Below are 14,385 nucleotides of genomic sequence, written 5' to 3'. Positions count from 1 at the left end.
GCTCGAGCCCGGTGACCGCGGCGTCGCGCTCGGCCGGGCCGGCGTCGCCGCGCGCGGTGCCGGCGGCGGCGAACGACACCGCCGCCACCGCCCGCCGGGCGGCCACGTCGGCGGCGAAGTCGGGCGAGTCGGCCGCCAGCACCCGCACGGGTACGTCGGAGAGCGTCGCCGGGTCGGGCAGTGCGGCCGGGTCGAGCACCATCAACGGCGCCTCCAGCACGCTCAGCCCCGCCGAGCGGGCCACCGCCAGCAGCTCCGGGGTCGTCTCGTGCACCCACTCGAAGGCCTCCGGCAGGCCCAGCTTCCGCTGCCGCTCGCGGACCGAGGTCACGTCGGCCAGCGACGGCGGCTCGGTGGCGTCGATCCGGGGCCGGGCGTAGAACGGCCAGCCGGGGCCGTCGCGGACGAACAGGACCAGCCCGCCGTGCTCCTCGGCACCGGCGACGTCGCGGGGCACCGCGTCGTAGAAGCGTTCCAACCGGTCAAAGATGTCGTTGTGCAGCGGATCCACCGCGCGAGACTACACGTCCCAGACTATGGACGGTGTGATCAATCTTGGGTGGCCTTGCGCCCTACGCCCTAACGTAGACTCAACAGACCCACGGGCCGACGTCGTCCCCACCATGCTCCAACCTGAGTGACGACAGGAGGCCCGGTGGCCTTTCCGTACCCGCACAGCCCGCAGGCGTCCCCGACGCCCGGCCCCCGCCCGTCCGCCCAGGGCCTCTACGACCCGGCGCAGGAACGCGACGCCTGCGGCGTGGCCTTCGTGGCGGACCTGCACGGCCGCCGTTCACACGGGGTCGTCGCCAACGGGCTCGGCGCGCTCTGCCGGCTGGACCATCGCGGCGCCCGGGGCGCGGAGCCCAACACCGGTGACGGCGCCGGCATCATGATCCAGGTCCCGGACGCGTTCCTGCGCGCGGTGGCCGACGTCGCGCTGCCGCCGGCCGGCGAGTACGCCACCGGCCTGGTCTTCCTCCCCGACGACGACGTCGCCGAGGCCCGCGCCCGTCGGGTCGTGGAGAAGTACGCGCTGGTCGAGGGCGCGGACCTGCTCGGCTGGCGGGACGTGCCGACCGACCCGAGCGGGCTCGGCGAGACCGCCCTGGCGGCGATGCCCCGGGTTCGGCAGATCTTCCTGGCCGCGCGCCGGCTCACCGACTCGCCCGCCGGGCCGGCCGGGTCCGCGCTGCGCGGCATCGAGCTGGACCGGGTGGCGTTCTGCCTGCGCAAGCAGGCCGAGCGGGAGACCGCCGAGCGGGGCGTGCCGGCGTACTTCCCGTCGCTGTCCAGCCGGACGATGGTCTACAAGGGCATGCTCACGCCCGACCAGTTGCCGGCGTACTACCCGGACCTGCGCGACGAGCGGGTGGACAGCGCCATCGCCCTCGTGCACTCCCGGTTCTCCACCAACACGTTCCCGTCCTGGCCGCTGGCGCACCCGTACCGGTTCATCGCGCACAACGGCGAGATCAACACGATCCGCGGCAACCGCAACTGGATGCAGGCCCGCGAGGCGCTGCTGCGCTCGCCGAACGTTCCCGGCAACATCCGGCGGGTCTTCCCGGTCTGCACCCCCGGCGCCTCCGACTCGGCGAACTTCGACGAGGTCCTGGAACTGCTGCACCTGGCCGGGCGGAGCCTGCCGCACGCGGTGCTCATGATGATCCCCGAGGCGTGGGAGAACGACCCCGGCATGCAGCCGGACAAGCGCGCCTTCTACCGCTTCCACGCCAGCCTGATGGAGCCGTGGGACGGGCCGGCGTCGGTGGCCTTCACCGACGGCGAGATCGTCGGCGCGGTGCTGGACCGCAACGGGCTGCGCCCGGGGCGCTGGTGGCGTACGGACGACGGGCTGGTGGTGCTCGGCTCCGAGGCGGGCGTGCTCGACCTCGACCCGGCCCGGGTCGTCGCCAAGGGGCGGCTCCAGCCCGGCAAGATGTTCCTGGTCGACACCGTCGCCGGCCGGATCGTCCTCGACGAGGAGATCAAGTCCGAGTTGGCCGCCGCGCAGCCGTACGCCGAGTGGCTGCACGCCGGGCTGATCGAGCTGGACGACCTGCCCGCCCGCGAGCACACCGTCTACACGCACGACTCGGTGCGTCGCCGCCAGCAGACCTTCGGCTACACCGAGGAGGAACTGAAGATCCTGCTCGCGCCGATGGCCCGCACCGGCGCCGAGCCGCTGGGCTCGATGGGCACGGACACTCCGATCTCGCCGCTGTCCACCCGGCCGCGGCTGCTCTACGACTACTTCCACCAGCTCTTCGCCCAGGTCACCAACCCTCCGCTGGACGCCATCCGGGAGGAGCTGGTAACCAGCCTGGCGTCGACCATCGGGCCGGAGGGCAACCTGCTCGACCCGGGCGCGGCGAGCTGCCGGCAGATCGTGCTGCCGCACCCGGTGATCGACAACGACGAGCTTGCGAAGATCCTCTCCATCGACGAGGACGGCGACCTGCCCGGCTTCAAGGCGGTGCGGGTCTCCGGGCTGTACCGCATCCGGGAGGGCGCCGCCGGCATCAAGGCGCGGTTGACCGAGATCTGCCGGCACGTCTCCGAGGCGATCGAGGACGGCGTCCGCATCCTGGTGCTCTCCGACCGGGATTCCAACGCCGACCTGGCGCCGATCCCGTCGCTGCTGCTGACCGCCGCCGTGCACCAGCACCTGGTGCGCGAGCAGACCCGTACCCAGGCGGCGCTGATCGTGGAGTCCGGCGACTGCCGGGAGGTGCACCACGCGGCGGTGCTGATCGGGTACGGCGCGGCGGCGGTCAACCCGTACCTGGCCTTCGAGTCGGTGGAGGACATGATCTCCACGGGCGCGCTGGTCGGCGTGGAACCGGCCGCCGCGGTCCGCAACTACGCGAAGGCGCTCGGCAAGGGCGTCCTGAAGATCATGTCGAAGATGGGCATCTCGACGGTCTCGTCGTACTGCGGGGCGCAGGTCTTCGAGGCGGTTGGCCTGGACAAGCGGCTCGTCGAGCGCTACTTCCGGGGCACCCCCAGCCGGATCGGCGGGGTGGGGCTGGCCGGCGTCCACACCGAGGTGGCCGCCCGGCACGCGCTGGCCTGGCCGCCGGCGGGCGCCGCCGCCTCCGGGCGGCTGGAGGTCGGCGGCGAGTACCAGTGGCGGCGTGAGGGCGAGCTGCACCTGTTCAACCCGGAGACGGTCTTCCTGCTCCAGCACGCCACCCGCAGCCGGCAGTACGACGTCTTCCGGCAGTACACCGCGAAGGTCGACGAGCTCGCCGCGCGGGCCGGTTCGCTGCGAGGGCTGTTCACCCTGCGTACCGGGGTCCGCCCGGCGGTGCCGATCGAGGAGGTCGAGCCGGCCACCGAGATCGTCAAGCGGTTCGCCACCGGCGCCATGTCGTACGGGTCGATCTCGGCGGAGGCGCACGAGACGCTCGCCATCGCGATGAACCGGCTGGGCGGCAAGTCCAACACCGGCGAGGGCGGCGAGGACGTCGATCGGCTGCACGACCCGGCCCGCCGCTCCGCGGTGAAGCAGATCGCGAGCGGCCGTTTCGGCGTCACCAGCGAGTACCTGGTCAACGCCGACGACCTCCAGATCAAGATGGCCCAGGGCGCCAAGCCGGGCGAGGGCGGGCAGTTGCCCGGCAACAAGGTCTGGCCGTGGATCGCCCGGACCCGGCACGCCACCCCGGGCGTCGGTCTGATCTCCCCGCCGCCGCACCACGACATCTACTCGATCGAGGACCTCGCCCAGCTGGTGCACGACCTGAAGTGCGTCAACCCGGCCGCCCGGGTGCACGTGAAGCTGGTCAGCGAGGTCGGCGTGGGCACCGTCGCCGCCGGGGTGGCCAAGCTCAAGGCGGACGTCATCCTGATCTCCGGCCACGACGGCGGCACCGGGGCGTCCCCGATGAACTCGCTGAAGCACGCCGGCACCCCCTGGGAGCTGGGGTTGGCCGAGGCGCAGCAGACGCTGCTGCTCAACAGGCTGCGGGACCGGGTGACCGTGCAGGTCGACGGCCAGCTCAAGACGGGCCGGGACGTGTTGGTCGCGGCGCTGCTCGGCGCGGAGGAGTTCGGCTTCGCCACCGCGCCGCTGATCGTCGCCGGCTGCGTGATGATGCGGGTCTGCCACCTGGACACCTGCCCGGTCGGCATCGCCACCCAGAACCCGGTGCTGCGGGAGCGGTTCACCGGCACCCCGGAGTTCGTGGAGAACTTCTTCCTGTTCCTCGCCGAGGAGGTCCGCGGCTACCTCGCCGAGCTGGGCTTCCGCTCGATCGAGGAGGCGATCGGCCAGACCGAGCTGCTCGACGTGGCCCCGGCGGTGACGCACTGGAAGGCGCACGGCCTCGACCTGGCACCCGTGCTGCACCTGCCGGAGCTGCCGGCCGGCGCCGCGCGTCGGGGCGTACGCGCCCAGGACCACGGCCTGGAGCACGCCCTGGACAACGAGCTGATCGCGCTCGCCCGCCCGGCGCTGGCCGACGGCGCGCCCGTTCGGGTCGAGGTGGCGGTGCGCAACGAGCACCGCAGCGTCGGCGCGATGCTCGGCGGCGAGGTGACCCGCCGTTTCGGCGGCGCCGGCCTGCCCGAGGACACCATCGAGTTCGTGCTGCACGGCACCGCCGGGCAGTCGTTCGGGGCGTTCCTCCCGCGCGGGGTGACCCTGCGGCTGCACGGCGACGCCAACGACTACGTGGGCAAGGGCCTCTCCGGCGGCCGGATCATCGTCCGACCGGACGCCGCCGCGCCGTTCCTGGACGCCGACGCCGAGCCGGGGGAGCGGGCCGAGGACCAGATCATCGCCGGCCACACCATCCTGTACGGGGCCACCGCGGGCGAGGTCTTCCTGCGCGGCCGGGTGGGGGAACGGTTCGCGGTGCGCAACTCCGGCGCGGTCGCGGTGGTCGAGGGCGTCGGCGACCACGGCTGCGAGTACATGACCGGTGGGACGGTGGTGGTGCTCGGCGCGACCGGCCGCAACTTCGCCGCCGGGATGTCCGGTGGCACGGCGTTCGTGCACCGGCTGGACCGGGCCCGGGTGAACGCGGAGCTGGTCGACCTGGCGCCGCTGCGTGAGCAGGAGCAGGCGCTGCTGCACGAGCTCGTCCAGCGGCACGTGGCCGAGACCGGGTCGGCGGTCGCCGAGGAGCTGCTCAAGCGCTGGCCGGAGGCGGTGGACGAGTTCACCGCCGTGGTGCCCCGCGACTACCGCCGGGTGCTGGAGATCATGAGGGCCGCCGAAGCCGCCGGCCGCGACGTCGACGACGCGGTGATGAGCGCGCTCAGCGCGCCGCCAGCCGCGCCGGTGCCGCCCGCCCCGCGGGTGGCCGCCCAGGAGGTGGCTCGTGCCTGACCCGAACGGTTTCCTGCGCTACGACCGGCGACTGCCGGCCCGCCGTCCGGTGCCGGTGCGGATCAGCGACTGGCGTGAGGTGTACCCGCCGGCCGGCGAGGAACTGGTCCGTGAGCAGGCCACCCGGTGCATGGACTGCGGCATCCCGTTCTGCCACGACGGCTGCCCGCTGGGCAATCGCATCCCGGACTGGAACGACCTGGTCCGCACCGGCAACTGGGACGCCGCGGTGGAGTCGTTGCACGCCACCAACAACTTCCCGGAGTTCACCGGCCGGCTCTGCCCCGCGCCGTGCGAGGCGGCCTGCGTGCTCGGCATCTCCGGCGGCCAGCCGGTGACCATCAAGCAGGTCGAGGTGGAGATCGCCGACGCCGCGGCGGCCCGCGGGTTTACACCCCGCCCGGTGCCGGCGCCGTCGGGCAGGTCGGTCGCCGTGGTCGGTTCCGGGCCTGCCGGCCTGGCCGCCGCACAGCAACTGGCTCGCGCCGGTCACGCGGTGACGGTGTACGAGCGCGACGACGCGATCGGCGGCCTGCTCCGGTACGGCATCCCCGACTTCAAGCTGGAGAAGCGGCACATCGACGCCCGGCTGGCCCAGCTCGCCGCCGAGGGGGTGCGCTTCCGCACCGGCGTGAACGTCGGGGTGGACGTCACCGCCGAGCAGTTGCGCGCCGAGCACGACGCGGTGCTGCTGGCCTGCGGCGCGTTGCGGGGCCGGGACACCCCGGAGACCCCGGGGCGGGCGTTGCGTGGCGTACACCAGGCGATGGCGCACCTGGTCGCGGCGAACCGCGCGGTCGCCGGTGCGCCCGGCGAGGGCGCCGGCGGTCCGGTCCCGGCGGTGCTGCCGGACGGCACGCCGATCGACGCGGCCGGCAAGCACGTGGTGATCATCGGTGGTGGTGACACCGCGGCTGACTGCCTCGGCGTCGCGCACCGGCAGGGCGCTGCCGGCGTACACCAGCTCGACCTCTACCCGCGGCCGCCGCGGGAGCGCGACGAGGCGCGGGACCCGTGGCCGACCTGGCCGTGGATCCTGCGCAGCTACCCGGCGCACGAGGAGGGCGGCGAGCGGGTCTTCGCGGTGGCGGTGCAGGAGTTCGTGGACGACGGCGCCGGTCAGGTGCGGGCGGTGCGGATCGCCGAGGTGACCGTGGAGAGGCGCGACGGCAGGCGGGTCGTCACCGTGCTGCCGGGCTCCGAGCGGGAGCTGCCGGCCGACCTGGTGCTGCTGGCGATCGGCTTCGAGGGCACCGAGCAGCAGCCGCTGCTGGAGCAGTTCGGGATCGCCCGCAATCCCCGCGGCGCGGTCGACGCCCGCGACGACTGGCAGACCGACGCCGACGGGGTGTTCGTGGCCGGTGACATGCACCGGGGCGCTTCGCTGATCGTGTGGGCCATCGCCGAGGGGCGTGCGGCGGCCGCCGCGATCCACGGCTATCTCGGCGGCGTCGGCGCGCTGCCGGCGCCGGTGGCCCCGGGCTCGCAGCCGCTCGCCGTGGGCTGACTCAGGGCGTAACCCGACGGACGGAAATGTCTGGCCGGCGCGGTGGTTTACCGCGCCGGCCGGTCGGCGTGCGCCGGTACGGCCGGTAACGGATATGGGCAGATCGGTTTAATTATCGCAGACTTGTCCGCTGCCGGACCGCGCCGCGATCGGCGTGATCGTCATGCCTCGCTCGCACCGGAGGTTCCGTCGTGCCCAGAGGTGCCACCTTCGCCGCGCTGCGCCACCGGAACTACCGGATCTGGGCGCTCGCCGGGTTCGTCTCCGTCATCGGGACCTGGATGCAGGTCCTCGGCGTCAACTGGTACGTGCTGAAGGAGACCGGGTCGGCGACGTCCATGGGCGTCGCCGTGCTGCTCCAGGCCGCGCCCACGCTGCTGCTCAGCATCTGGGGCGGCGTGCTGGCCGACCGGCTCCCCGCCCGGCCTCTGCTGATCGCCGCCCAGGTGGCCCACGCGACACTCGCCGCGGGGCTGGCGGCGGTCGCGCTGACCGGTGTCGGCGGCCTGCCGCTGGTCTTCGTGATCTCCCTGCTCACCGGCGCCGTGTCGGCGATCGAGGGCCCGGTGCTGGGTCGTTGGGCCTTCAACCTGGTGGACCGCGAGACGCTCGGCAACGCGTTGGCGCTCGGCTCGCTCACCAACTCCGCCGGCCGCATCCTCGGTATGAGTATCGGTGCCGTCGTGGTGGCCTCCGTCGGCCCCGCGCTGCTCTTCGGCATCAACGCGGCGAGCTTCCTCGCCGTGGTCGTGGCGCTCTTCGGCATCCGGCAGGGGGCGTTGCACGGTCGCCAGGTGGCGGCGCCGGACCGCGGCCCCACCCGCGGCGGCGTCCGTGCCGGGTTCGTCTACCTGCGGGGGCAGCCGGTGCTGCTGCTCGCCCTCGCCCTGGCGTTCGTGCTCGGCAGCCTGGGACGCAACTACCAGGTGACGATGGCGGCGATGAGCGAAGGACCCCTCGACGCGGGGGCGTCCGGCTACGGCCTCCTGTCGACCGTGTTCGCGGTCGGGACCGTGCTGGGCGCGCTCGTCGCGGCCCGCCGGCGTGACCTGGGCTACCGAACCCTGGTCACTGCCGGTCTGCTGGCCAGCGGCCTGCAGATCGCCGCCGGCCTGGCTCCGGGAACCTGGAGCTTCGCGGCGGTGATCCTGCCGATCGCCGCCGCCGCGGTGCTCATCGACACCACCGTCGGCACCCGCGCCCAGCTCGACACCGACGGCGCGATGCGGGGACGGGTACTCGCCGCGCTCGCGGCCACCGGCTCGGTGTCCGCGGCGGCCGGCGCGCCGCTGCTCGGCTGGCTCTCCGAACACGCCGGGCCCCGGCAGACGCTGGTCCTGGCCGGGTCCGTGGCGGCGGTTGCCACCGTGACGGTGGCGGTCGCCCTGGACCGGCAGCGCGGTCACCGGCTGCACCGGGCGCTCACCCTGGCGCTGGTCGGACCGGCGCTCCGGCGGCCGGTGCGGGGGGTTGCGCGCAGGCCGTCCCGCCTCGTCCGGCACGCCGGCGCGGTCGCTGGCGGCCAGCTGACGCCGCGGCCGCTGCCGACGACCCAGGCGCGGCCGGGCCGCCCGGTCCTGTTCTGCCCCGTCTGCGCGCCGAAGACCGCCCGGGGCCGACCGGCCGGGCCGGCACGGGACAGCGGACACGCCGCCGGGTGTGCCCGACCCACCTGACCGGTCCGGCTCCGTCTCGGGCTGCGCCGGGCCGGCCGGGGGGCCCGCCGCGTGTGGCAGCGGGCCTCCCGGTCGACGTCGGGCTCAGTGCGCCAGCAGTCGGTGAGCCTCACGGATCTTGGCCCAGGACTTCGGTTCGGCCGGCGGGGCGGCCTTGCGCGCCGCGGTGGCCACGTCCGGACGGCCGGCGGTGAACAGCCAGGTGGTGAACAGGTCGTCCAGGTCCAGCCCGGAGATCCGCTCGGCCAGGGCCTGGAACTGCGCGACGGTGCCGTTGCCGTACCGGTGCTCGGCGGTCCAGGCCGGCAGGATCTCGAAGAACGCGTCGTCGCCCACGGCCAGCCGCAGCTGGTGCAGCGTCATCGCGCCCCGGTCGTAGACGGCGTTGTCGAAGACGCGGTCGGCGCCCGGGTCACCGGGCAGCACCTGCCAGAACTCAGAGTCGGCCGGGTAGCTGGCGTAGGTGAAGTCGAACAACTCCTGGGCGGTGCCCTCGCCCTGCTCCTCCGACCAGAGCCACTCGGCGTACGAGGCGAAGCCCTCGTTGAGCCAGATGTGACGCCAGTCCGCCACCGACACGGAGTCGCCGAACCACTGGTGGGCGTTCTCGTGCACCACCACGGAGGTGTTGGCGCCGCGCCGCCAGAAGCCCGGGCCGTACACCGGTCGGGTCTGCGTCTCCAGCGCGAAGCTGATGCCGTCCACCGGGCCGGCCACGCCGCCCTGCGCCTCGAACGGGTACGGGCCGAAGATCCCGCTCTCCCAGTCGACGATCTCGGCGGTCCGCTCGATGCTGGCGCGGGCCGCCGGCCCCAGCGCGCCGAGCGAGGTGCTGTACGCGTTCACGATCGGCTGGCCGCTCGGCGTGGTGTCGGTGACGATGTCGTACTGGCCGATCGCCATGAAGGCCAGGTAGGTGGCGGTGGGTGAGGTGGTCCGCCAGATCCACCGGGTGCGGTTGCCGGGCTCGGCGAGCGGTGGCCTCGGCTGCACGCCGTTGCTGATCACCTCGACGCCGGTGGGCACCGACACGGAGATGTCGAAGGTGGCCTTGTCCAGCGGGTGGTCGTTGCTGGGGAACCACCACCACGCCGACTCCGGCTCGTTGACCGCCAGCGCCCCGTCGTCGGTGCGTGTCCAGCCGGTGTAGTCGCCGACCAGGGTTTCCGACGGGATGCCGGCGTAGCGCACCACGATGGTGAGCTGCTGGCCCCGGGTCACCGTGCGGGCAGGGGTGACCACCAGCTCGTGTGCGCCGGCGGTGCTGGTGCTCGCCGCCCAGCCGTTGACCCGCACCGACTCGACGTCGAGCAGGAAGTCCAGGTTGAAGCGGGAGAGATCCTCGGTCGCGGTGGCGAGGATCGTGGTGGTGCCGGTGAGCAGGTCGGTGGCCGGGTCGTAGCGCAGCCGGACGTCGTAGTGCGAGACGTCGTAGCCGCCGTTGCCGTAGTCGGGGAAGTAGCTGTCGCCCAGCCCGGGTGCGCCGGGTTGCGGCGCGAGCGTGACGGTGGGCCGGCCCCAGGTCGCCGGGGCGGCCTGGCCGGGGCCGCCGGTGAGCATGGTGCCGGCGGTGGTGAGGGTCAGGGCGGCGGTGGCCGCCGTGAGGACTCGTCGCACGAGGTGGACTCCCTCCATCGGGGTGTTCGCACCGTCAACCTAATCGACAATCGTGAACGCCGCCGGCCCGGCACGCGGCGCGCCGGTCTATTCCATTGATGGAAGTGTTTCGATACCATTACCGCCTGGTAACAACCGCTCCACCCCTGGCCACGCGCGCGGTCGCAGGATCCCACCACCCCCGTCCTGTGGAGGTCCGTCATGCCCCACCGCCCGCTGGCCCGCGCCCTGGCCGCGCTGGTCGCCGTGTTCACCGCCGCCCTCGGCGCCGTGCTCGTCCCCGGCACCGCGCAGGCCGCCGCCATCAACTACGTCGCGCTCGGCGACTCGTACTCCTCCGGCGTCGGCGCCGGCCCGTACGACTGGTCCACCTGTCTGCGCAGCCAGAAGTCGTACGCCCCGCTCTGGGCCGCCGCCCACGGCGTGACCAGCTTCAGTTTCCCGGCCTGCGGCGGCGCGGTCACCGCCGACGTGCTCAACGACCAGGTCAACGCGCTCAGCACCGCCACCACCCTCGTCACCATCACCATCGGCGGCAACGACGCCGGCTTCGCCGACGTGATCACCAGTTGCCGGTTCGGCAGCACCTCGTCCTGCACCAACGCCGTCAACAACGCCAAGTCCTTCGCCACCTCGACGCTGCCCGGCCGGCTCGACGCCACCTACTCCGCCATCCGCAACCGGGCACCGAACGCGCGGCTGATCGTGCTGGGCTACCCGAGGCTGTTCGAGACGACGTCCTGCGGCTGGCTGGCGATGAGCACCTACAAGCGCACCATCCTCAACGAGGCCGCCGACGTGCTCGCCTCGGTCACCGCCGGCCGGGCCAACGCCGCCGGCGCGACCTTCGCCGACACCCGGCCCTACTTCGCCGGGCACGGCGTCTGCGCCGGCGACCCCTGGATCCACGACGTCAGCGGCGTCATCGAGGCGTACCACCCCGACTCCGACGGCTACCGCTACGGCTACCTGCCAGCGCTGAACGCGGTCACCGGCTGACCCGCACCCCCCGGTGGCGGCCGGCGGTCCACCTCGGACCGTCGGCCGCCGCACGGCAATTCAGGCCCGTCGCGCCGCGTTGGTACTGTCCCGGTGTCGCCGCCGTCCGTTAGGGTTTCCGCGAACCGGACAGCCGTGGCGTGGGAGGCAGAGCGTGGGCAGGCTCGCGTCGGCGTACCGGCAGGCGGTCACCGCCCACCGAGCCGCCCGGGCACACCTGGACACCGCCCGGGGTGTGCTGGGCGCGGCACCGGCCCCCGCCGCGCCGGTCGGCGCCGGCGAGCTGGTGGCCCGACTGGCCCGCATCGGCGGCGCGCTGGCCACCCCCACCCCGGGCGCCACCTCGCTCACCGACACGCCGACCGCGGTCCGGATCGGTGAGGCGTCCACCCCCGACGGTGGCTTTCCCGTGCTGCTGCCGCTCGGCGGAGGCAACCACCTGGCGCTGGACACCGACGCCCGGGACTCTCGGGTGGCCGGGCTGCTGCGGGCGCTCGTGCTGCGTCTGGTCGCCACCGCCCCGGCCGGTCAGGTCCGGGTCGTCGGCATCGACACCGCCGCGCTGGGCGCGACGTTCGGTCCGCTGCGCCCGCTGCTCGACGCCGGGGTCTTCGACCCGCCGGCCACCGGCGAGGCGGAGGTGGCCGCGCTGCTGGACGCCGCCGAACAGCACGCCCGCGCCGCGCAGCACGCCGACCCGGGCACCCGGCAGTTGCTGGTGGTGGTCGCCACCGCCGCGCCACCGCCGCGCGAGCTGGCGCGGCTCGCCGCGCTCACCCACGCCGGCCCGGCCGCCGCCGTCTGCGTGCTGCTCGCCGGGCACCCGTCCCGGCTGCCGGGCGAGACCTCGCCGCCGCTGGGCGGCACCACCGCGGTCCGGCTCACCGAGGGGTACGCGCACGTCGGCGACCCTCCCGGCGTTCCGTTCAGCGCCGACGGCAAAGGCCTCGCCGCGCCGGTGCTGCTCGACGGCGATCCTCCGCCGGCATCGGTACGCGCGCTCGCCGAGCACCTGGGCGCCGCCGCCCGCCGCACCGACGCGTTGCACTTCGCCGAACTGCTGCCGGAGCGGCGTTGGGCCGAGTCCGCCGGAAACGGGCTGCGCACCGTGATCGGCCGGGCCGGTCGCGCCCCGCTGACCGTCGCGTTCGACGACGCCACACCGCACTGGCTGGTCGGTGGGCGCACCGGCGCGGGCAAGACGGTGTTCCTGCTCGACGTGCTCTACGGGTTGGCCGCCCGCTACTCCCCGGCGGAGTTGCAGCTCTACCTGCTCGACTTCAAGGAGGGCGTGAGCTTCACCGAGTTCGTGCCCACCGGGCGCGACCCGTCCTGGCTGCCGCACGCCCGCGCCGTCGGCATCGAATCCGACCGGGAGTACGGCCTCGCCGTGCTGCGCGAGCTGCGCCGCGAAGCCCAGCGCCGGGCCACCGCGCTCAAGCGGCACGGCGTCACCAAACTCGCCGACCTGCCACGCGACAACCCACTGCCGCGCATCGTCGCGGTCGTCGACGAGTTCCACGTGCTGCTCGCCGGCAACGACGCGCTGGCCCGCGAGTCCGTCGACCTGCTGGAGGAATTGGCCCGCAAGGGTCGCTCCTACGGCGTACACCTGGTGCTGGCCAGCCAGAGCATGACCGGCATCGAGGCGCTCTACGGCCGGGCCGAGGCGATCTTCGGGCAGTTCGCGCTGCGGGTGGCGCTGCCCGGTGGTGGCGGCGTGCTCGACCCGCTCAACGACGCCGCCGCGGCCCTGCCGATCGGCTCCGCCGTGGTCAACACCGCCGCCGGCGCGGTCGGCGCCGACACGGTGCTGCGCTTCCCCGACGCGCACGCCGCCGCCGCCGACCTCGCCGCGCTGCGCCACGAGCTGTGGCAGGCCCGCCCGCCGGGTGCGCGGGCGCCGGCGGTCTTCAAGGGGTACGAGGCGGCGCGGATCGAGGACGACCCAACGTTCGCCGGGCTGCGCCCCGGTGGCCGGCGCCCGATGGCCCTGGTCGGCCGGACCGTCGACGTGCACGGCACCACCGCGCTGTTCCTGATGGACGCCACCCCCGGCCGGCACCTCGCCGTGGTCGGCACAGCGCCGGCCGGCGCGGACGTGCTGCGTGCCGCGACGCTCGGCCTGGCCCGCCAGCACGCCGCCGGCGACGCCCGGTTCCTGCTGGCCTCGCTGGTCACCGCCGCCGACCCGGTCGCCGACGAGACCGACACCGCGCTGCGGGCCGCCGGCCACCCGGTGCAGCGGCTCGACGCGACCGGGCTGCGCGACCGGATCGCCACGCTGGCCGACACGCCCGCCGGGCGCGAGTACCTGGTGGTGTTCGGCATGGACGCCGCCGCGCCGGTGCTCGGCGCGGCCGACCCGGTCACCTTCCGCTCCGGCCTGGACGACCTGCGCACCCTGCTGCGGCAGGGCCCCGCCCAGGGGGTACACCTGCTCGGCTGGTGGCGCGGCCTGCGCCGGCTCGCCGACGACCTCGGCGGCACCCAGAACCGCGACGACGTCGCCTGCCTGGTCGCGCTCAACGTGCCCGGCGCCGAGCTTGCCCTCCACCTCGGGGTGCACGACCTCGCCTACACGCCCCGCGCCGACCGGGCGCTGCTGGTCGACCGGCACGACCAGCGCACCCGGCTGATCGTGCCGTTCGCCCGCGACGAGCACGAGCCGGACGGGGAGAGCTGACGTGTCCTTCGAGGAGTACGCGGCGCTGGCCCGACAGCTCGCCGAACAGCGCCGTACCGGCGAGCGGGACGCGGCGGCCGAGTCCGCGCGCCGCCGCGACCTGCACGCCGCCGTCGACTACCTGCACCAGCGGCTGACCGCCCAGGGCCACCGCCTCGACCAGCTAGGCCGGGCCATCGGCGTCGACCAGCCGCCCGCCACCCCGCCGCCCGCGCCGGGCGGCACCTCGGGGGTCGGCGCGGGTGGCTCAGCGGCGTCCGGCCGCACTTCGGGGTTGGGCGTGGGTGGCTCGGCGGCGTCGGGCGGCACTTCGGGGTTCGGTGCGGCTGGCTCAGCGGCGCCCGGCGGCATCGCGGGGTCGAGCGCCGGTGGCCCAGGGGCGGCCGGGGGAGCGTCGACGTCGGGTATGGGCGGCTCAGCGGCGTCCGGTGGCGGCTCCGAATCGAGCGCGGGTGGCTCCTGGTCTGGCGCGGGGACCGCGTCGGTGGGTGACCCGGCTGACCGGTCCGGCCCGTCCGCCGTGCCCGGACCGGGGGACGGGGGAACCGCCGGCGCAGCC

The 14,385-nt window shown here is 74.3% G+C and carries 6 protein-coding genes and 2 pseudogenes; 6 read left to right on the top strand and 2 right to left on the bottom strand.

Translation table 11 applies throughout. The features are described 5' to 3' along the window. Positions 1-502, bottom strand: a pseudogene (locus tag DKT68_RS25365) (GNAT family N-acetyltransferase); the annotation flags it as partial. Positions 503-655: 153 nt separating this feature from the next. On the opposite strand from DKT68_RS25365, the gene gltB reads away from it, so the two are divergent. From gltB to DKT68_RS25350, 3 genes are all read left to right on the top strand, one after another. Beyond that, a complete protein-coding gene (gene gltB, locus DKT68_RS25360) occupies positions 656-5,341 on the top strand; it encodes a glutamate synthase large subunit (RefSeq protein ID WP_109819897.1) in 4,686 nt (1,561 codons plus the stop codon). Continuing rightward, positions 5,334-6,848 (top strand): glutamate synthase subunit beta, encoded by a 1,515-nt coding sequence (locus DKT68_RS25355; protein ID WP_109819896.1) that lies wholly within the window; start codon positions 5,334-5,336, stop codon positions 6,846-6,848. The genes gltB and DKT68_RS25355 overlap by 8 nt, the downstream gene beginning before the upstream one ends. Positions 6,849-7,039: 191 nt before the next feature. Continuing rightward, positions 7,040-8,524 (top strand): MFS transporter, encoded by a 1,485-nt coding sequence (locus DKT68_RS25350; protein ID WP_109819895.1) that lies wholly within the window; start codon positions 7,040-7,042, stop codon positions 8,522-8,524. Between the two features lie 84 nt (positions 8,525-8,608). Here the strand turns inward: DKT68_RS25350 and DKT68_RS25345 are convergent, their stop codons facing one another. Next, positions 8,609-10,141, bottom strand: a complete 1,533-nt coding sequence (locus DKT68_RS25345) for a M1 family metallopeptidase (protein ID WP_109819898.1) — start codon at positions 10,139-10,141, stop codon at positions 8,609-8,611. Positions 10,142-10,342: 201 nt separating this feature from the next. On the opposite strand from DKT68_RS25345, the gene DKT68_RS25340 reads away from it, so the two are divergent. From DKT68_RS25340 to DKT68_RS25330, 3 genes and pseudogenes are all read left to right on the top strand, one after another. After that, complete coding sequence (locus DKT68_RS25340; protein ID WP_109819894.1) at positions 10,343-11,140, top strand: SGNH/GDSL hydrolase family protein; 798 nt, start codon at positions 10,343-10,345, stop codon at positions 11,138-11,140. Between the two features lie 154 nt (positions 11,141-11,294). Continuing rightward, positions 11,295-13,826 carry an FtsK/SpoIIIE domain-containing protein gene (locus DKT68_RS25335; RefSeq protein WP_109819893.1) on the top strand — a complete coding sequence of 844 codons (2,532 nt, stop codon included), beginning with the start codon at positions 11,295-11,297 and terminating at the stop codon, positions 13,824-13,826. 1 nt (position 13,827) lies between these two features. After that, a pseudogene (locus DKT68_RS25330) lies at positions 13,828-14,385 on the top strand (hypothetical protein); the annotation flags it as partial.

Origin of the sequence: Micromonospora acroterricola (assembly GCF_003172955.1) — a bacterium.
Classification (GTDB): domain Bacteria; phylum Actinomycetota; class Actinomycetes; order Mycobacteriales; family Micromonosporaceae; genus Micromonospora; species Micromonospora acroterricola.
The sequence above is the reverse complement of the archived record's forward strand: the minus strand, read 5'-3'. Positions and strand labels throughout refer to the sequence as shown.